This is a genomic window from Streptococcus sp. sy018, from assembly GCF_007859185.1.
Classification (GTDB): Bacteria; Bacillota; Bacilli; order Lactobacillales; family Streptococcaceae; genus Streptococcus.
Genome location: NZ_VOHN01000003.1, coordinates 53,760 through 71,567, shown reverse-complemented (window position 1 = coordinate 71,567; position 17,808 = coordinate 53,760). Strand labels below are relative to the sequence as shown.

At 34.0% G+C, this 17,808-nt stretch carries 23 protein-coding genes, 1 tRNA gene and 1 other RNA gene; 3 read left to right on the top strand and 22 right to left on the bottom strand.

Features of this window, described 5'->3' with window-relative positions; all coding sequences use genetic code 11:
* Positions 1–32 precede the first annotated feature (32 nt).
* Both ssrS and FRX52_RS03685 read left to right on the top strand, forming a co-directional pair.
* Positions 33–223: non-coding RNA, 6S RNA (ssrS, locus tag FRX52_RS03690), on the top strand.
* Positions 223–295 (top strand) — tRNA-Lys (locus tag FRX52_RS03685). The genes ssrS and FRX52_RS03685 overlap by 1 nt, the downstream gene beginning before the upstream one ends.
* A gap of 244 nt (positions 296–539) precedes the next feature.
* On the opposite strand, the gene FRX52_RS03680 is transcribed toward FRX52_RS03685, so the two are convergent.
* The 22 genes from FRX52_RS03680 to FRX52_RS03575 all read right to left on the bottom strand — a co-directional run bounded on the left by FRX52_RS03680 (position 540) and on the right by FRX52_RS03575 (position 17,025).
* Positions 540–2,279: an ABC transporter ATP-binding protein gene (locus tag FRX52_RS03680; protein ID WP_146538533.1), complete on the bottom strand. Its 1,740-nt coding sequence runs from the start codon at positions 2,277–2,279 to the stop codon at positions 540–542.
* Between the two features lie 16 nt (positions 2,280–2,295).
* On the bottom strand, positions 2,296–3,054 hold the full coding sequence (locus FRX52_RS03675; RefSeq protein WP_146538532.1) for a hypothetical protein: 759 nt from the start codon (positions 3,052–3,054) through the stop codon (positions 2,296–2,298).
* Positions 3,055–3,056: 2 nt separating this feature from the next.
* The gene (locus FRX52_RS03670; RefSeq protein ID WP_146496216.1) at positions 3,057–3,944 is read right to left on the bottom strand and encodes an ABC transporter ATP-binding protein; all 888 of its coding nucleotides are present in this window, start codon (positions 3,942–3,944) and stop codon (positions 3,057–3,059) included.
* Positions 3,931–4,356 carry an Msa family membrane protein gene (locus tag FRX52_RS03665; protein WP_146496214.1) on the bottom strand — a complete coding sequence of 142 codons (426 nt, stop codon included), beginning with the start codon at positions 4,354–4,356 and terminating at the stop codon, positions 3,931–3,933. The genes FRX52_RS03670 and FRX52_RS03665 overlap by 14 nt, the downstream gene beginning before the upstream one ends.
* A 12-nt stretch (positions 4,357–4,368) precedes the next feature.
* Positions 4,369–4,944, bottom strand: coding sequence for a CPBP family intramembrane glutamic endopeptidase (locus FRX52_RS03660; RefSeq protein WP_146538531.1), 576 nt, complete (start codon positions 4,942–4,944; stop codon positions 4,369–4,371).
* 369 nt (positions 4,945–5,313) lie between these two features.
* Complete coding sequence (locus tag FRX52_RS03655; RefSeq protein WP_146538530.1) at positions 5,314–6,318, bottom strand: DUF4097 family beta strand repeat-containing protein; 1,005 nt, start codon at positions 6,316–6,318, stop codon at positions 5,314–5,316.
* Entirely contained in the window at positions 6,315–6,875 is a 561-nt protein-coding gene (locus FRX52_RS03650) for a DUF1700 domain-containing protein (RefSeq protein WP_146538529.1), read from the bottom strand. The genes FRX52_RS03655 and FRX52_RS03650 overlap by 4 nt, the downstream gene beginning before the upstream one ends.
* On the bottom strand, positions 6,868–7,188 hold the full coding sequence (locus tag FRX52_RS03645; RefSeq protein WP_146496207.1) for a PadR family transcriptional regulator: 321 nt from the start codon (positions 7,186–7,188) through the stop codon (positions 6,868–6,870). The genes FRX52_RS03650 and FRX52_RS03645 overlap by 8 nt, the downstream gene beginning before the upstream one ends.
* Before the next feature lie 158 nt (positions 7,189–7,346).
* Entirely contained in the window at positions 7,347–8,564 is a 1,218-nt protein-coding gene (locus tag FRX52_RS03640) for an MFS transporter (RefSeq protein ID WP_146461364.1), read from the bottom strand.
* Positions 8,565–9,066: 502 nt separating this feature from the next.
* On the bottom strand, positions 9,067–9,519 hold the full coding sequence (locus tag FRX52_RS03635) for a type II toxin-antitoxin system HicB family antitoxin (protein WP_146538528.1): 453 nt from the start codon (positions 9,517–9,519) through the stop codon (positions 9,067–9,069).
* Between the two features lie 460 nt (positions 9,520–9,979).
* Complete coding sequence (locus tag FRX52_RS03630) at positions 9,980–10,324, bottom strand: hypothetical protein (RefSeq protein WP_146538527.1); 345 nt, start codon at positions 10,322–10,324, stop codon at positions 9,980–9,982.
* Positions 10,325–10,852: 528 nt separating this feature from the next.
* Positions 10,853–11,161 carry a hypothetical protein gene (locus tag FRX52_RS03625; RefSeq protein WP_146538526.1) on the bottom strand — a complete coding sequence of 103 codons (309 nt, stop codon included), beginning with the start codon at positions 11,159–11,161 and terminating at the stop codon, positions 10,853–10,855.
* A 100-nt stretch (positions 11,162–11,261) separates the two neighbouring features.
* A complete protein-coding gene (locus tag FRX52_RS03620) occupies positions 11,262–11,780 on the bottom strand; it encodes a hypothetical protein (protein ID WP_146538525.1) in 519 nt (172 codons plus the stop codon).
* A 22-nt stretch (positions 11,781–11,802) separates the two neighbouring features.
* A complete protein-coding gene (locus tag FRX52_RS03615; RefSeq protein WP_146538524.1) occupies positions 11,803–12,012 on the bottom strand; it encodes a hypothetical protein in 210 nt (69 codons plus the stop codon).
* 462 nt (positions 12,013–12,474) lie between these two features.
* Positions 12,475–13,974 carry a DNA primase family protein gene (locus tag FRX52_RS03610; RefSeq protein ID WP_146538523.1) on the bottom strand — a complete coding sequence of 500 codons (1,500 nt, stop codon included), beginning with the start codon at positions 13,972–13,974 and terminating at the stop codon, positions 12,475–12,477.
* A 19-nt stretch (positions 13,975–13,993) separates the two neighbouring features.
* Complete coding sequence (locus tag FRX52_RS03605; protein ID WP_146538522.1) at positions 13,994–14,860, bottom strand: primase alpha helix C-terminal domain-containing protein; 867 nt, start codon at positions 14,858–14,860, stop codon at positions 13,994–13,996.
* 1 nt (position 14,861) lies between these two features.
* Positions 14,862–15,008 carry a hypothetical protein gene (locus FRX52_RS05485; protein WP_186603335.1) on the bottom strand — a complete coding sequence of 49 codons (147 nt, stop codon included), beginning with the start codon at positions 15,006–15,008 and terminating at the stop codon, positions 14,862–14,864.
* Positions 15,009–15,018: 10 nt separating this feature from the next.
* On the bottom strand, positions 15,019–15,285 hold the full coding sequence (locus tag FRX52_RS03600; RefSeq protein WP_146538521.1) for a MerR family transcriptional regulator: 267 nt from the start codon (positions 15,283–15,285) through the stop codon (positions 15,019–15,021).
* A 352-nt stretch (positions 15,286–15,637) separates the two neighbouring features.
* A complete protein-coding gene (locus FRX52_RS03590) occupies positions 15,638–15,838 on the bottom strand; it encodes a hypothetical protein (RefSeq protein ID WP_146538520.1) in 201 nt (66 codons plus the stop codon).
* On the bottom strand, positions 15,831–16,061 hold the full coding sequence (locus FRX52_RS03585) for a hypothetical protein (RefSeq protein WP_146538519.1): 231 nt from the start codon (positions 16,059–16,061) through the stop codon (positions 15,831–15,833). Before FRX52_RS03585 ends, FRX52_RS03590 begins: the two co-directional genes overlap by 8 nt.
* A 247-nt stretch (positions 16,062–16,308) precedes the next feature.
* Positions 16,309–16,812, bottom strand: coding sequence for a hypothetical protein (locus FRX52_RS03580; RefSeq protein ID WP_146538518.1), 504 nt, complete (start codon positions 16,810–16,812; stop codon positions 16,309–16,311).
* Positions 16,813–16,827: 15 nt separating this feature from the next.
* A complete protein-coding gene (locus tag FRX52_RS03575) occupies positions 16,828–17,025 on the bottom strand; it encodes a helix-turn-helix transcriptional regulator (protein WP_146538517.1) in 198 nt (65 codons plus the stop codon).
* Positions 17,026–17,245: 220 nt separating this feature from the next.
* Here FRX52_RS03575 and FRX52_RS03570 point away from each other — a divergent pair, with 220 nt between their 5' ends.
* Positions 17,246–17,773, top strand: coding sequence for a helix-turn-helix transcriptional regulator (locus FRX52_RS03570; protein WP_146538516.1), 528 nt, complete (start codon positions 17,246–17,248; stop codon positions 17,771–17,773).
* The last annotated feature ends 35 nt before the right edge of the window (positions 17,774–17,808 follow it).

Sequence of the window (17,808 nt, the reverse complement as noted above, 5' to 3'; positions counted from 1 at the left end):
TTTTTAATAAATGTGATATGATAAAGATATAAAAATTGCTGTGGTGTACGAATCCACACTAAGTGTTGACCGACTATTTTTTGTATTTTCGGGAGACAAAAGTCTTTTGGCAGTATGTAGGCCGTTACACTCGGAAACAACTAAGTCAAAGCGAGTCGCCCACCTGTTTACTTTGTACGGGTTCAATACAAATCGTGGATAACGGCACCAATACAGCATGTCGCCTCCTTAGCTCAGCTGGCAGAGCAGCGGACTCTTAATCCGTGGGTCGCAGGTTCGATCCCTGCAGGGGGCATAAATAACCTTTCAAAAAGCCCAATTTAATGGGCTTTTCTTATATATATTAAATTAGAAAAATTATTTTAACGATTCAAGTTTACCAGTAAACATTGAATCTTCTGTAAGTAAATAAAAATTATCTTTTTAAAAATTTTAAACCTTAGTTAAACTGATTTCTTATGATTAAAACCTCTTGAATCAAATGTTCCAGAGATATTTCGTATACTTTTATATCCTGAATAAACTGATACTCGAAATCTCTAAAATAAGCTTTCGTTATACAACTTTTTATAAGTTTCACTTTGTTCAAGTAGTTGTTGATGGGGCCCAAAATGTTTTATTGTTCCATCCTTTTCCAATACGATAATTAAATCAGATTCAACAATAGTTTTTAAACGATGTGCAATAACAATAGTAGTTACCGTTTCTTTTATTTCCAAAAGACTCTGAATAACAAGATTTTCAGTTATTGTATCAAGATTTGCTGTTACCTCATCCATTAATAAAATTTTAGGACTACTTATTAGAGCTCGAGCAATATTTAACCTTTGTTTTTGTCCCTCAGAAAGCTGTACTCCTTCCTCTCCAATAATGGTTTCTAAGCCATCTGAAAATTGAAAGATGAACTCACTTGCTCCTGATTTTTGTATGGCATCTTGGACACTTACATCAGTCGCATCGCTATTCTTTCCGTATAGTAAATTATCCCTGATAGAACCTGAAAAAAAGCCACTTTCCTGAAAAACGCAAGAAATTTGTTTCCTCATAGATTTCGCAGAAATATTTTTTAAAGAAATATTGTCTATTAAAATATCTCCGTCGTAGTTATTAAAAAATTTTAATAGTAAAGAAAATAAAGTTGTCTTACCAGAACCGCTGGGTCCAACTATGGCTATAAATTTTTTGGCTGGGAGTTCTATATTGATATTATTTAAAATTTTCTTATCTTTGTTATAGCTGAAAGATAAGTTATGTAATGAAATCTCTCCTTTTAAAATATCAAAATTAGCTTCTTCTGATAAATCGACCTCAATATCAGCATTTAAAACATGTGTAATACGTTGTAAGGTTCCTCTAGATTCAAAAAACTCCGATATACTAGTAAAAATACTTGTCATCGGACTAATTACTTGAATAATATATAAAATAAAGGTCACCATTTCACCAATAGATAGAAGTCCCTTATTGACTTGCCAACTAGTATATAATAGAAAACTAAATACTAGAAAAATTAACAAACCAGATATTAAAGTATTAAGAATAGATGCCGTTTTAACCATATTAACAAAATTAGAATAAATATTATCAAATCTAGCACTGAAGGAATTCGCTTCTTGTTTTTCTCCTAAATAAGATTTCACTAATTTATTATTCAAAATCCTTTGAGTAAAATTTCCACTAATCGTACCTAAATAACTTTGATGTAGATGATAAAGTTGTTCTAACTTTCTATTAAATGGTATAAAAAGTAAACTAGCCAGCCCTGTTACTAAAAAAGCTATCATTGTAAGTCTAAAGTTTATTGACACAAGAATAATACTCGTACCCAAAACAATAATACTATTTATCACTAATTGGGGAATAGTTGTTGTTATCACTCTAGCTGTTGCTGATATATCATTTGTCAAGCGACTTGCAAGATCTCCTGCCGAAAATTTATTTAATTGATCAATAGGCAACGATAAACTATGATTAACAAATTCGTTTTCCATATTCTTAATAACACCCGCACCAACTTTACCCAGTAAAAATGCAGATAATCCCTGAATAATATAAATGATAAAAACGATAACCACTCCTATAAAAAGTATGCCTTTATGTGATAAAATATAATTCATTTTATCATTATCAGTTAAACTTCCTACAATAAAAGGTAAAATAAGTGCAGACAAAGCACCTATTATACTTAGAACTAATCCTAATAAAAATAAGAATTGTTCTGACTTAAGAAAAAAACGCTTAGTTAGAAATACGATAGGTAATCTTTTTTTATTCCCCATCCTCCACCTCAGCTTACTAATATTGAATTTTATTATATAAGTGTAGTGAAACTACATATATAACAGTTGAATATATCATGAATAACAGCGTAAGAATCAATAAACTATCTCCAAAAGAGAACTCGTCCAAAACATTAATATAACCATTCGGAAATACATATTTGAGTAAATCAAGATGGGGAGCTATATATGAAACAAGTGCAAAAATAATTCCCACAAGCATTGTAAAACCATTTGTTAGAACAATTGAAGACAAACTAGCCACCATCATACACAGAACAAATACCAGAATCGTCCCCAAAATACTGATTATGGTATATTGCAAATCGTCAGTATTATTAGGAAGCAATCTTCCGGACGTATAAGATTGATGAATCAAGTAAGTATAGTAAGTAACTAATGACGAAAAGAAGGTTATCGTCAGATACAATATTTGAAATAGCTGGATTCCTCCTAGCTTTGCATCTAAAATAATTTTTCTACTGACATCCTTATACAGATACATCACACTACTTGTTATTTCATCTCTAAAAATTGTACTAACAATATAAATAAAAACGATCAATGGTAGAGTCATCTGATATTGTGTCGATAAGACTGCACTAAAAAATTCTAAAAAACTTAACGAACCTTCTGGTGCGCTTAGTCGCATAAAATTTGTATTAAATAGACCTACAGCAATAAGTAACATCGGAAATAAGTTGAAAGCTAATGCAATCTTTGATTCTTTTTTCTTTAACAATGCTTTAAAAAAAGGTAAAGTTAAGTAATTCATGTTTATTCCTCCACAAATAATCTTTCTAAACTATCTTTTTTTGATAAAACATTTTTGATTAGACTAGCAGCTGCAAGTTGTCCTAAAATATCATTTAACTCTTGATTATTGATAGAATTAGTTATTTCAATATTATTCTCGTTATAATCTAATCCATAATGATTTATAAGCTCCTCTATCAAATAACGATTTTCATCACTTAAACAATCATTTAACTCTATCATCATGCTGTTTTGCTTCGTATTAATATTGTCATTGGTGACCCCTGATTCAATAAAAATGTAGCGGGTGCATAACCCTTCCAATTCTGCTAATTGGTGACTAGATATAAGCATTGATGTTTTATTTAATTCTGACCATTTTTTCAAAATCTCCAATAGATTTTTAACTCCAATTGGATCTAAACCAACAAATGGTTCGTCTAATAATACAACTTTAGGCTCTGTAATAAGCGCTAAAGCTAAAGCCGTTCGTTGTTTCATACCAAACGAAAAAGCCACTGGTTTTCTATCTTTTGCCTCCCAAAGCCCAACTAATCTCAATGTTTTCTCAATATTATCCAAATATTGTTCTTTTTTATGAATTTTAAGGTATAATTTTAAGTTTTCTTCAACACTAATTTGAGGGAAAAATACAGGTTCTATCATAATTCCGAAATCTTTAAGAATATTATCTTTTTTAAAAATATCTTTACCATTAAAAAACACATTACCTTCTGTCGGCATTTGAGATTTTGATAATATTTTCAATAAAGTACTTTTTCCTGAACCATTTTTACCAACTAATCCGACAATATCTCCTTCTTCAATGATAAAGTTAGCATCTTTCAAAGAGTAGAAACTATTGCCTTTATATTTTTTTCCTAAATTTTTTACTTCAATTACTGCCATTTTTTTGTACCATACGTTCTAAAATTTTTAAGCCGATGTATTCCACTAAAAAATAAAGCAAAAATACAAATATTATCTGAGATGGTTCAATTAAACTATTATTTACCTTAATATACATCTCTCCGTTGGTTATCGTATTATTCTGAACAAATTTAACCCATAGAGTTGAACCATCTAAAAATAATCCTATCACAATATAAGTCAATAGAGAAAATAATGGGAAAACAAAACAATAATATACAGTGACATTCTTTTTCAACATCGCTAAAACAGAAAGTACTGAGTTCAATATTATTGGAAAAAGATAAATAATAAAAGTAAATCCTAAAATTGTTAAATGTGACAGATATTTTGTTCCAATAATTATTGCGAGAATATTTAGTATACTCGATATAATGATATAAAATAACATAGAGCACTCTCCTTATCCAAGCAGACTTCCAATACAAATATTATAAAACCAGTGAAAAGCAATTGCACTTTGTAGACCAAAACGATCTGCTAAAATATATAAAATAATACTAGCAGGAAATTTTGTCATAAAATTTATTAGAAAATCACCATTTAAATGCAAAAGAATTCCAAACATTAGAGATCCTAGAATTATAGCATCTCGTTTTTTAAAACTAGATAATAATACGCTTAGTATAATTAATCTAAATAAAATCTCCTCACACGTTGCAATAATAAATGCATGAGCAACCTCTTCTGATTTAAAAATAAAAATAGAAATAAACAAAACAATAGTGGTTAAAATAATAGCAGAACCAACATTAAATTTAAGTTTAATGAGTTTAAATCCTAAATAATGTAAAAATAATAATGGTATTGCTATAAATCCTATTGAAGATGAAATAGCTAAAACTATATTCATCATCACTTGATTATCTATACCTAACAAGATAACTAAAATGTTACCCACATTAATAAACAGTCCTGCCGTTACAACTATTCCAATTGGAATCATTACAGATTCAACTTTATGATAGTTTTCTGTCATATATCAAACTTTCAATAAATAAAAACAGTTGAAAGGAATAACTATCTCCTTTCAACTGCAACTATTAGTAGCTACTTTAAATTATATAATATGCAAGGATTAAAATACTCCTTACTCCTACCAATGCCATTTTTTTCCAGTATAACCAAAAGATAGAATACCTAAATTAATTTCGTTACGAGAAAATAGTTTTTTTAAAAAATTCATAATGAAACCTCCATCATTAATTTATTCAGTTAACGTTAACCTCTTTACACTTATATTGTATAGATAGCGCTTTCTTTTGTCGAGAGTTTTCTTATTTTTTTAAAAAATTTTAGTTAATTTGAAAACCTTAAAACTCCATCTATTTGTATAGGTGGAATTAACTTATTCAAGTGTTACATCTCCTTCTGTGACATTAAGCGTAAGCAGTGCTGTTTGGTCATCCAAGGTCTTGGTGACTTGTTGGAAATCATCTTCTCCTTGTTGAGTGTTGGCACCCTTCATAAGATCAGGAGCAACTTTTAAGGTGCCACCCATCACCGACAAGTCAAGTCCTAATTTGTTTCTACTATCTGAGGCTAACTGAAGATTGATACTATTGTCCTCATTAGTCAATTTAACATCTTCTTTTAGAGAAAGGCCGCTAATGTCAATCTCTGTAGAAGAACCAGTAAGAGTAACCTTATCCAAAGTTAGATTATTAGCAGTCAAATCCCCTCCACTCAAGATGATGTTAGATTGAGCAAGATTGGTATTAGTAAATAGAACAGTACTTTCTACTAAATCTAATCTTAAATTATTCAACTGACTGTTTTGAAAAGATAGCTGCATACTTTCAGTCTCTCCACTTGTGATACGACCACCAAAAATTTGGCTCGATTGAACATTAACACTGCCTACTAAATCAACTTGATCAATGACTTGATTATTGATTTGAATTTCGCTTAGGACAACATCACCAACCAAACTAGTTAAACGTTTTCCCTTTGGAATAGATAGCACTACCGTCTGCTTCTCTGATTGTTTATCATTCAAAAAATACCCAACAGCAGTCAAGAAACCTGTAACTCTCGATTGATTACTTTCTTCACTAAGAGTTAATTTACCTTGATTATTTCTAACGTTTAGCTGATCTAGATAATTCTTATTATCATAGTAAGACAGGTGAACCTTGTCATCACTTGATTCTTCAATTTTCATACGACGTGTAAACAAGGTCAAATCCACATCAGTCACTTGATCGTAAGTCTCGGTTTGCTGAACAAAATCTCCTGAATACGTTTTAATATCATCAAGACCTCCATTAAGATAGCCAAGTCCTAAAAATCCTAGACCCAACATTGCACTAATACTGCCTGTTAGAAACAGTCTTTTTTGCCATTTTTTCATGCTTTTTTCCCTCTTTTTCTAATCCATTTCATCATCACAAGAACTACCCAAAGCAGCATTTTTCCTAATATCAAGATAAACCAAACACCGAACAGGAAAATTGCTAAACATACCAAGGCTAATCCTACTGACATACTCGCTGCTGCTAGAGATGTTTGAGCCAACATATACGCTTCCCACAAACTAATTCCAAAGCCAAAAGCAAGTGTCATCATAACAGCGAATCCAAACACGGTCATAGCCACCACGACACCAATTAACAGAAGAAAGATTGGAATCGCAAAGGGACTAATTAGAATTGCTGAAATCAAAATTAAGATAAGTTTTTTATTGGATGATTGTTTATTCTCATCTAGCAAATGTTTGTCTAAAATATTGTCAATAATATCTTGAGCTGCCTGCCTAGGACTACCTAACTCTGCCATAATCTCAGCTTCTTTATCAGGCCCTGCCTCAGCAAAATATTCTTCAAAATAATCCATGGCCTCTTGATAATCTTCTCGAGGCAACTTCTTCAAATACTTACTTAATTTTCCCAAATACTCGGTCTTAGTCATTGTTCAATCTCCCTTCAATAATGTTATCCACTGTCGTGCGATAATCCTGCCAAGCCAGCTTCAAAAATTCTAACTGCTGACGCCCTTGTTCTGTAATCGTATAATATTTTCGCTGTCGTCCCTGATATTCCTTACTATAGGTTTCCAAATAACCTGCCTTTTGTAATTTTTTCAAGATTGGATAAAGGGTTGACTCCTTGATACTTGCTAAAAACTTAACTGTTTGACTAATTTCATAACCATAGGAATCGTCACGATCAACAATTGCCAAGATTAAAAATTCAATCAAAACAGATGATGTTGGAAAGTACATCTTTTCCCTCCTTTTTTATTGTATATAATTTTTATATATAAATATTTTATACATCAAGTATATAGCAAGTTAATTGTCCTGTCAAGCCTAATATATAAATTTTTTATATATTTTTTTGAAACAACAAAAAAACAGTCACTTAGACTGTTTTTTATCTGTTATTTTTTCTTATAAGTTTCTGGGAGTGTCATAATCATCAAAAGATAAACAACTGGTACTAGGAAGTAGAAGATGTTAGATGCCCAGTAACCCATGTTGGCATAAATCCAACTCCAAATGAAATTCAAGATAGTGTAAAGACCATAAGTTACACCCCAGATAATACCAAACATCAAGGTTGCTTTTTGTGGGTTCATATTTGGCAACTCATGTGGAATATTGAGATAAACTGCATATTGGTAGAAAATCAAGAAACCACTCACAAAGAACAATAGATAAGCTAGTAGCGATAATTTAAGAACAGCTACTGAAATAATACCAAGTGCCATTGACGCAATTGCAAGAATACCTAGCATTACCAAGTATGGTTTACGTTCGCGGTTTACAGGACTCTTCAAACGAACCAAGGTTCCCATGATACCACCACCAGATACGGCAAGAACCATGTAACTAGCTTGGAAAATTTCTGGGAATTCTTTTGCCAATTGATTTGGAACAGTATTTAGTGACATTACATAAAGGATAAGAAAGGCTGCAAATCCGACAGCAAAACGCCATACAAACGAATCTTTAAGAGCCATACCGTATGAGTAAGTTGCCACTTGATCGGTACTTTGACCTCCTGTTTCAAAATCTTCAGCACAAACCAACCAAACAACAAAGGTTACAATCGCAACTAATGCAACACCACTAAGGGTAATACGCCAATCCATACGCAAAGCGTCTGCCCATAGAGCAAAAGCTACTGCGATTAAGAAAGCGCCAATATTGTAACTAGCAGTGATAAAAGATGAGTAGAACAGTTTTTTATCTTGAGAAACAAAGCGAACAACGACTGGGTTCATATAAACCATGATCATTGAACCACCAAGTGCCATAATCATACGAGCTACGATGTAGAACCAATAGTTAGGCATCCAAGCTGCCACCATGGCAAAACAGAGAAGGGCAATGGCTACTTGTGCCGCTTTTTTAATACCTAATTTAACCAAAACAGCCGCTGCTAAGAAATTGGCAATAACACGAGCAATCGTGATTGTATAGTTAACCATTTCCGAGATAGTTGGGTCAACCCCTTTATCTCCAAAAAACGTTGCGACTACTTGGGGACCTAAACTAGATCCGCCGACCCAGCTGGCTGCAAATGTGATATAAGCAATCAGCAAGGTATAAAACATGAGAATACCCTTTTTAGGGCTGATATCTTTAGTTGTCATAACAACCTCCTTATTTTGATAGCGTTTTCATATAATAATATATCAAGAAAGTAAGAGTTTTGTCAATGGGTACGCTCATTTATTTTCAAGTATATTTTTTCACAAAATAGATGACTTTTACATAAAGAAAAAATAAAAGAAAGCCTAAACTGTTCAAAAATACTGTCAGCACTATCAATTTACTCCATCTTACCAGTCAATTGAACCAGAAGAAAGTATGGTTTTCAACAAAATAAAAAAGTCCATAAGACATGGACTTTTTGAATATAATACTTAAAATTAAAGCATTTTGATATACTACCTTGGATAAATATGTAAAAGTAGGCTTATGTTAATTCATAATCAGCTTAATGTTTGAGAAAATCAACCATTTAATAACAAGTACAGGCAACTTAAAGGGTAACAAAAAAGGAAGTAAACTTTAATGAGTTCAGCAGGCAAGAAAACAGCACCTAACGAGGTGCTTTTTTCTATTGTGCGTGAAAAAAGCCTAGTCTAATTACTAGGCTTGTATTTTCTTATCTGCGATTACTTCAGTTAATGTTTGAGAAAAATTCAAACCTAATTCACGGCCTAAATTATCCGCCCAACGTGGGATAGTTAATGTCTTCTTTACAGGTTCTTGACTACTCAAGTAATCAGTAAGATCTACAACAACCATAGACACAAAAGATTTACTTTTATCATAATCAAATACTATATCTTCATCATCACAAAACGGATTATTATCAACTAAAGATAAGGTGTTAATGTCTGACGGTTTAGGTAATTCACGACCATTCTCAATATAATCAGCTAGGTTAATTCCTAACCAATCACTAGCCATTGCTAAGGCATCAGCCACAGTTACCCCTTGCGTTGCTGAGTGTTCAAAATCTGGAAAAGTAACAAAATAAGGCACGTTAGATTCATCTGTACCGTCATAATAAAATAAGGCTGGATAAGTGACAAGCATATTTTTTTACCTCCTGACACTATTATTATGACACACGTATAGCACGTATTCAAGTGAAGACTAGATTTTTGATACTTTCTTACTGTTATTTTTTACTTAATTGCTGTAATTGTTCCTACTTACTGTCAATCTAATACTATCTTCTGTTTTTCTTCTCTAGCTTGCTTGTACTGCTTGCTAATTGACTTAAGAAAAGATATAATAGTGATGAAAAAAGTTGTTGCACTGCTCAAATAGTGCTAAAAAGCCCCTTAGGTCTGCCAACCTTTGGGGCTTTTGTGCGTTTAAGCACTATCTATTTTTCTTGTCTTTATACCAATTTAATAATTGATTGACTAACCAACCGATTATTGTTCTTGATATAGTTTCAAGAAAGAAAAATAAAAGTTGTTGCATGCTCTCACCTCCTTACTAAGGCGGTTTAGATAGTGCCTGTTGTATTATATCATAATCTTAATACTTAATAGCTAGATCGTTCTATTTTCAATAACGCTCCGCCTCGGTACTGTTGGGCAAATTCATTGAGTGCTTGCTGCCTTTCTTTGTCATATTCCTTAACGCTAATCTGGTATGTTTCACAAAAGACTTTACGGCTCTTTCTCTCCTTAGGCCTTCTTAAGTACTGATTGATAAGAATAGCTTGACCTGTTCCAGTCATGGCATCAATAACACGATCAATCTCATTGACTAACTTTTGACCTTTCAAAGAAAAAGGCTTACTTGATAAGTTGGCCAACTTTTGAAAGTTACGGTAATTTTTTAGTACTCTGTCGGCATGTCTGCTTAATGCTTCAGTATCTGGCATTTTATCACTCCTAATTTAACAATATCAAAATAAGCCCTTAAAATCGTTTCTAAGAGCTTTTAACAACAACTAATATTATTTATCGTTTTATCCTCCAACGCTCCAAAATACCCCCTAAATTTTAATCTCAGCTATATTATAGCAACTTATACTGTCTTATTCTCAAGTTCTAATATAGGATTATGACAAAGTCTTTTAATATGACTAATTGAGTAAGTAAAATTAAAGACTAATTCTTAGTAAGATTATCTTAGCTGTTCATCTTGTTTACTTAATAACGTGAAAAGTTAGCATTTGTTAGCATGTTAGATTTTTTAAGACTTGATAAAATAAAATTGTAATGCTGCGCGTGAGTATATCTATATAGGTCTAACCATAGCATTTGATAGCAATGCCAGTCCCCTATAATAAAAATTTTTCCAGTATTTTCCATTATTTTTGTTTAATTGTTCGTCTATATAGGATTTTATTCCGACCTTTTCCCTATTCACACATTCCAATTACTCAACTAATGCCAATTCGTTTTAACTACTCTGTAATCTCAAACATATTAGCAGAAAAGCCACAAACCAAAATAAGATAATCACGCGCTCGCTTATCTATCCAAAGTTCACCACTTTTTGATCGCTGAAAATACTTGTTTGGTAATGTTCCCAAGTAAAGACCGCCCTTGTAAATTGATAAACCACCCGTCCGGCTAGGTAATAACCCTGTGTAACGTTGGTTCAGGCCATGTTTCAAAGCGTTTTTATTTCCATACTTGGGTTGCCTATTGCCTTTATTACCTTTGGCAACTTGATTACCAGGTAAAAATCTCCCTCTACTATCTCGTTCCATTTCCTGCACCCTTATATGCACGCACCCTTGCCGTGTTCGTTTTGAAAAAAGCATCACTAATCAAAAAGAGGCCTTAGCCTCTTAATCATTGATCAGTAACTTAAAAATAGTCTGACAATCCTTGATAATCTTGATTTCTATCAAGCTCCGTTAACAATTTAACAGCTTCATCTCCAACCAAATCAAGCGTACCTTGTGCGGTTTCACTATCCATCAAAAGAGGTTCATCACTAAGCAAACGGTCAGCATAATCTAATAGCTCTAACTCATACGCCACCACCTTTTCAATCAAACTATTAAAGGTTTCTGACTGTTTCAGTTGTTCTACACGCTGCAGCTTATATTGTTTTTCTACCTGTTCGTTTTCTTTTGATTTTGTCTTATAATCTTTGAGATTATCACAAATCTTCTTAAAGATTTTATTCAGTTTCTTGTCCTTGTCTGCTTCATACTCCAGCACCAACTGACTTGTGTTTTTAATTCTTACGTCAACCATTGGCGCGTGATATGTTCCGACCATATAGCCAAGAATTGCATGACTTGCTACTGTTGCTGTTTCTTCGTCTGAAAAGTCATAAATGAAAGTTTTAGATTTGTTTGAGATTGTTTTTAATGTCATGTTTTTTTGTCTCCTGTTCTTTTTAGTTGGTTTTCAAATAATTCAAAATCTGATTATTGTAATTCATGGCCAATAGTTGCATGGCTAAGGTGTCGCCAATCGTAAACTGCTTTTGACTTAAAATTAAATCTTCGACCTCGTCAAAAAACTTAGCCAGTTGTTCTAAGGGCAATCTTGAGCCATCGGATAATTGATAAGTCATGCCTGCCATATCGTCCTTGGTCAAGATCATTTCTTTTTCTCCTTCCTTTCAAAATAGCGAGTAATCAAACGACCTACTAGATACCCTAATAACGCAGCAAGAAAATATAATAAATAGTTCATCTGCTAGTCCCCTTTTTAATATTGTTTTAATTGTTTGTTCTTTTGATACATTTTTGTTGACGTTCTTTCGTTTTTTGTTGACGTTCTTTTTTTTGCCCTAATCCTTACAGCCCCAAGGGTTTTCACTTTATCGTAACTTTGTTACATTCTTTTTTTATCGCTCCCTATTTTTTTTATATACCTACTTTTTTTCTCTATATGAAGAGTTAAAAAGAATGTAACAAGGTAAACAGACCTAACCAAAAGGGTTGATGTGTCAGTTTTTTTAACGTTGACGTTCTCAAAAAGAAGGACAACAACAAGGTCAACATTTTTTCTAAAAATCCAGTTATATCAAGGGTTTAAGCTATCAAAACAAGGTCAACACTTTTTATTCCTTAGTAACTGAGTGATTGACCCCTGACAATTTTCGCTCTTGAAAACCTCCAGGATCTAGCTTTATAAAATCCTCTACCTTAACCCTTGCTTTTTTCAATTGATACCGATTATTGGTTAATTGATGCAGATGTCTTACGGTTTCCTTACCCGCTCCATAAACATTTGGCTTAGGGATCCCCATATCTTGAGCATACTCTTTTAGTGAGTTTGTCAGGATAAAGACGGGGACAACCTCCAATTCATGCCAACCTCTTCCCATATATTCATTTTTTATCCATGAAAGCAAATAATCGTTATCTTCTTGGTAGCTCTCTAGCAAGCTCTTGACTACCTTAGGTTCTATAAAATGAGTAAACGGTTCTTGATTGATAGCCTTATAAAGTGCATACTCTAAAACCTCTTTATCAGCTAGGAATTCATTTTTTATCCAGGGCTTCTCATTTTCACCGTTAAAATCGGCATTAAAAGGTACAATCATAATTCGACGATACCACCCCTTGGCTTTATTGCCACTAGTTGGAAGATAGTTCCCTGAAAAGATATTAAATAGCTTAAACGTGGCTTCAAAAGCTGGTCGCCCTTTCGGATTGACTAACACAGTATCGCCGCTTGTAACACTCATCAAATCGGATGGATTTTTTAGGTATTCATTCGGTGCTTCATCTCCAATATTGCAAACTTTACCGACTAACGTTTCTAAATTATGCTTTTCAGCAAACTGCGCAGGTTTTAAAGCTGAGATGTTGCTTTCTCCTATCAAGTTAATCAAGAAACGCTGAAACGTTCCTTTTCCGTTATTCCCTTCACCGTAAAAAATAGCAAACTTATTTCGGGTATGGTTAGGATTAATAGCTTCAAGGATAATCTGCCAAAAAAGAGTAATCAGTTCTTCATCATCACAAGCTATCGTCTTCAACCAATCATCAAAAGTTTTACCCTCTCGGTCAACAGGGACTTTCTCCGGTGCTTTGTAAGCAGTGTTAATTTTACTTGTGATAACATACTTAGGACTAAATGGCAAAAGTTCCTTGGTTGTCAAATCAATAATTCCATTCTCAACTGGTACTAGGTTTGCGCTCTCCAAAGGTTTTTTAATCTTGGTCAAGGTTCTAACCATTAACTTAATCTGTGACCACTCACGGGGCTTAATCCTAACATCAAAAGTTTTACAAAACAAGTTAAAAAGATCATTGCTCGCCGTGTAAATGCCTTCATCTAAATCATAGATATATAACAAACTGTAATCAGGAATATTGCTTTTAGTGATAAAAGCAAAGGTTACAATCTCACTTAATATCTTAGCAACTGTGAAAGTTTGCGGTAGTGCTACTTTTTCAGTAACCTCTCCAGTGTTTTCATTTACTTTAATTTCAGTGTGTTCTTCCCGCCAAATTTCTCCAGCCTGAAAAATCGCACTTTTCAATTCTTTCATCGTCTGCGGGGGTCGTTCCTGCTCACGCGCTTCTATGATTTCACTTTCTAAATTTTTCAATTCTTCTAGTTCTATGATATTATCCTCGCTTTCTAAACTCCGCTTTCGCAATACTGGTAAAGGTTCTATCAAGTTCTTCGATAGGTAAAGGGTTAGCTGTCACATTGTTAGCTATCTTAGTCAGTTCATAAGCTGTTTCTAAATCACAATCCACCCATTTATTAAAGAGTAACCCCACAAAACGAGTAACCGCCACATTACGTCCGCCTTCATCTCCAAAACCATTTAATAAGACGTTAACCACTCGCATTGTGATTGATTGATGATGTTTCTGTCTAGGAAAAGAATGATCATGTCGCTCTGGTGCGCGTGCTTTGTGATGTTCTCCCTGTGGCACTGGATAATCTACCCCTCGGACAATGATTTTTTGATACTCTTTCGGGTTTTCTGTTGTCACAGGTAACCCTTGTATTTGTGACCAAGTCAGGCTTGTTATGTCATAAGGTAAACCTATTTTTTCAGCTATTTCAGTCACAACTTGTTTATAACTTGTTTCATTCATCACATTATTTGGTTTTACCACAAGCCTATAACGGGGCTTGTCCATTGTGTGTTTAATAGTTGGATAGATGATATAAGAATACCCAAATAAGGCAGCAGCCACTGTTTCTATAAAGTTATCAGCCGTCCCTACAATCTCATCATAATCAAGAAAAATCAAATCACGATAAACAAGACTAGCATTATTTCGCTTATAGCTCCCGTTTTTCTCTGATGTCACTTTGCCACTCAAACAGTACGGGGCTTGTGTTCGTTTATACTCATCAACGTCTGCTTCTTTTGGGACGACTAAAGGCTTAAACTGTGCGATATACTCAAAAGGTTCAAGATTTCCCTTATATGGATAGACCCACGCACTAAAACCACGCGCTTCATAAATTCCCACATTATCGCCCCTTTCTTCGTTTCTTTTTCAATTTCTTCAACTGTTGCCGTCTTTTAATGTCTTCAAGTGTTGGCTGTCTGTTCTTACAAACTTTTTCATCGTGATAATGTCCGCCACCTTGTGCGGGGTGCATGTTATACCTACCCATTTTTCACCTCCTAATCTACTGCTAAAAAATTATAAATGTCAGTCTTACGATAATAGACCTTATGGGTGCTTTCAAGCGGTGGCCGGTACTGCTTCAATCCGATTTTTTCCCAACTACTCAAAGTTGTCGTACTTACCCCTAGCTTCTTCATTACTTCAGCTCTTGAAACCAAATCCCAACCGTCCTCAAATTGCTTGGCCAATTCAAGCCGTTGTTCTAGGTGCTGTTCAAATCGCTCTAACAATTCACGTTCGGTTTCAGTCGATAATAAACGCATAGCCCTTATTCTCCTTTCAAGTAGTCCTTATAGCTAGTCAAATCAGCTTCAATCAAGGCATCTAGTCGCTTACCTTCGCTGTTATACTGTGCTTTTAATTCTCTGATACCTTCTAAGCGTTCTGTGTCGTTGACTGGGATATAATAGCCACGGACAAACCCTTGACGCGCCCCCTAATATTGGCACACCATATTTAACAATCAATTTACTAATAATCTCTTTCACTTGTCGCATACCAAGGTTCACGAGTTTAGCAATATAACGGCACTCTCTAGCATTATTTCTGCCGACTGGTATCAGTTTTAAGACACGTTTTTCTGTTTCTGTCATCTTTGGCATAACATCTCCTTTTTTAGTAATGTATTCTAATGCGTCTAATAGCTCCATAGCGAGCTTTTAGGTTGTCTGTGGGTATTTCTTCCAAATGGTCGCCTAATTCACTATCTTCGTCTTCCTGTGCAGGCTGAAAACGTATCAGCTTAACCCATAGAACCAATAAGGCAAGCAATAATAAAATCTGCTGCATTGATGTCAAGTTTAGTTCTTCAATCATGGCGTTTTCTCCGTTTTCGTTCTTGTCTAATCCCTTCAATTACTCCTATTTTGAAACAGTGATAAAAAGCTTTATCTAAAACTGCTTTAACACCAGCTTTTGCCATAGTTGTCATATAAAAATGACCACAATTTCGGATTAAGATATATTCTTCAAAGTTTCTTTCTTCTCCTTCATAGAATGCTTGACGATAAGTTTTGTCATAATACTCTGCTTTTTTCATTATGTTCTTGTTCTTTCTGTCTTTTACTATACTTTGATGGTTACGCTAAATTATATTGGCGATGGTTAGCGTGTTTTAATCTTGTCAAGATACCCAAATCATGATATAATCAAGGTATCTTCTATTTACACAAAAATCCCTTTAATAACGGCTTGCCTGCGGTTTTATGGAATTTGTGTTACTAAGGCTTGAAAGTTTGGTCGCTATTCAAGCCTTTTTTTTGTTACTCAAGACTGCTAGCCTTACTCTAGCGGTTTTCTTTGTCTTCATGATCTAATTCTTCTACCTCCTGCCAGATATTAACCACGCCTAGCTGTTCTTCAATCTGCTTAGCGAAGTCAACTGCAGCCGGACTGGTCAAACCTCGCTCAATTCTGCCTAATTCTTTAATAGCCTCTAGCTCTTCTTTAGGTTTCAAGCTCTTAGCATCGATTAAATCAGTCAAACGGTAAGCGTTAGATACTGCTAGCCATGTTCTCAGCCGTATCAGTTCTTGAGTATCTTCTTGCGTTTGTAAAACTTGTATCGTCCTTTTATCAGTTAGCTTAAAGTTGTAATAGTGGCTGTCTTCAATAGTAAAATCAATCTTGCCCTGATTTCTAAATTTATAAAGTCCTAATCGGCATGTTTCTTTATTCTGATAACCCAAAATGTTTGAGATTTCGCTTAGATGTTTACCTTCCAATTCTTTCCATCTGTCAACAATGGTCGCAAAAGTAATTGATTTTGTTTTCTTCCCTTTTCTATTCATCGCTTGCCTGTCTTTCTAGTTTTCAACTGTCAGTAGTTCATCAATCGTCACACCTAGATACTCTGAAACCTTTTGTAAGGTCTCGATATCTGGTTTTTTCGTACGCTCATAATACAAAGCTGTTAATGATGTTTTAGATATACCGGTCGCCTTATGTACGTCTGAAACTTTCTTGCGTCGCTTAGCTAGCAAGACACGAAAATTATTTTTCATCTCGTTTACTCCTTCTTCTTTGATAAAGTCCCAAATAAACCTGAATAGATTGATTGAAAGGTGTTAGGTTTGTTTGGTGTAATTTTTGTTCAACTCCCGTTGATGTTTTTTATTATATTGTACTTTTTGTTCATTGTCAACACTTTTTTTAGGGAAAGTTGTATTTTTTGTTCATCTCTTAAAAAATCATGATATAATCATAGTGAAAGGTGTTGATTATATGAATAGGTTAAAAGAACTTAGACAAGAAAAAGGACTAACTCAACAAGAGTTAGCCGATATAACAGACGTCACAAAGCGAACTTATATATACTGGGAAAAAGGCGAGCGCCAAATCAAACCCGACAAAGCTCAGGCGCTCGCTGACTATTTCGGTGTGAGTGTTGGATATTTGTTGGGATATAGCGAGTATAGGGATAGCCAAGAAGCTAGTTATCAACTTCATAAACAAGACCCTAATGACCCGTATATTTTAGTCAAAGCTCGTATATCTGCAATTTTAGGGGATAATATGTTAGAAGAACTAGAACGTCAATATGTAACAGGTTCCTATGATGACCCTGATTTTTCTATTTTGGTTTCTTTTCTGTCAGCTGTTAATTCACTCGTGTATACCCCTGAAGAAGAAATGCTACTAAACTATGGCATTTTGCCAAAAACAGACAAGAAAATAATAAATAATCTGATCACTGAAATGGCTGAAAAGGTTAAAAATCCACAGCAAGAAGAAAAGAAATGGGAGTTTTAACGTGCTAACCCACGCGCCACCACCCTGGCTATATA

Excerpts from the sequence above, each read along its gene's own strand:
- FRX52_RS03670 (WP_146496216.1), bottom strand. The coding sequence starts at position 3,944 with ATGGCAGTAATTGAAGTAAAAAATTTAGGAAAAAAATATAAAGGCAAT.
- FRX52_RS03570 (WP_146538516.1), top strand. The coding sequence starts at position 17,246 with ATGAATAGGTTAAAAGAACTTAGACAAGAAAAAGGACTAACTCAACAA.
- FRX52_RS05485 (WP_186603335.1), bottom strand. The coding sequence starts at position 15,008 with ATGGGTAGGTATAACATGCACCCCGCACAAGGTGGCGGACATTATCAC.
- FRX52_RS03665 (WP_146496214.1), bottom strand. The coding sequence starts at position 4,356 with ATGTTATTTTATATCATTATATCGAGTATACTAAATATTCTCGCAATA.
- FRX52_RS03655 (WP_146538530.1), bottom strand. The coding sequence starts at position 6,318 with ATGAAAAAATGGCAAAAAAGACTGTTTCTAACAGGCAGTATTAGTGCA.
- FRX52_RS03680 (WP_146538533.1), bottom strand. The coding sequence starts at position 2,279 with ATGGGGAATAAAAAAAGATTACCTATCGTATTTCTAACTAAGCGTTTT.
- FRX52_RS03630 (WP_146538527.1), bottom strand. The coding sequence starts at position 10,324 with ATGCCAGATACTGAAGCATTAAGCAGACATGCCGACAGAGTACTAAAA.
- FRX52_RS03640 (WP_146461364.1), bottom strand. The coding sequence starts at position 8,564 with ATGACAACTAAAGATATCAGCCCTAAAAAGGGTATTCTCATGTTTTAT.
- FRX52_RS03650 (WP_146538529.1), bottom strand. The coding sequence starts at position 6,875 with ATGACTAAGACCGAGTATTTGGGAAAATTAAGTAAGTATTTGAAGAAG.
- FRX52_RS03575 (WP_146538517.1), bottom strand. The coding sequence starts at position 17,025 with ATGAAAAATAATTTTCGTGTCTTGCTAGCTAAGCGACGCAAGAAAGTT.
- FRX52_RS03620 (WP_146538525.1), bottom strand. The coding sequence starts at position 11,780 with ATGACATTAAAAACAATCTCAAACAAATCTAAAACTTTCATTTATGAC.
- FRX52_RS03675 (WP_146538532.1), bottom strand. The coding sequence starts at position 3,054 with ATGAATTACTTAACTTTACCTTTTTTTAAAGCATTGTTAAAGAAAAAA.
- FRX52_RS03590 (WP_146538520.1), bottom strand. The coding sequence starts at position 15,838 with ATGATTGAAGAACTAAACTTGACATCAATGCAGCAGATTTTATTATTG.
- FRX52_RS03645 (WP_146496207.1), bottom strand. The coding sequence starts at position 7,188 with ATGTACTTTCCAACATCATCTGTTTTGATTGAATTTTTAATCTTGGCA.
- FRX52_RS03625 (WP_146538526.1), bottom strand. The coding sequence starts at position 11,161 with ATGGAACGAGATAGTAGAGGGAGATTTTTACCTGGTAATCAAGTTGCC.
- FRX52_RS03615 (WP_146538524.1), bottom strand. The coding sequence starts at position 12,012 with ATGATCTTGACCAAGGACGATATGGCAGGCATGACTTATCAATTATCC.
- FRX52_RS03660 (WP_146538531.1), bottom strand. The coding sequence starts at position 4,944 with ATGACAGAAAACTATCATAAAGTTGAATCTGTAATGATTCCAATTGGA.
- FRX52_RS03585 (WP_146538519.1), bottom strand. The coding sequence starts at position 16,061 with ATGAAAAAAGCAGAGTATTATGACAAAACTTATCGTCAAGCATTCTAT.
- FRX52_RS03635 (WP_146538528.1), bottom strand. The coding sequence starts at position 9,519 with ATGCTTGTCACTTATCCAGCCTTATTTTATTATGACGGTACAGATGAA.
- FRX52_RS03600 (WP_146538521.1), bottom strand. The coding sequence starts at position 15,285 with ATGCGTTTATTATCGACTGAAACCGAACGTGAATTGTTAGAGCGATTT.
- FRX52_RS03580 (WP_146538518.1), bottom strand. The coding sequence starts at position 16,812 with ATGAATAGAAAAGGGAAGAAAACAAAATCAATTACTTTTGCGACCATT.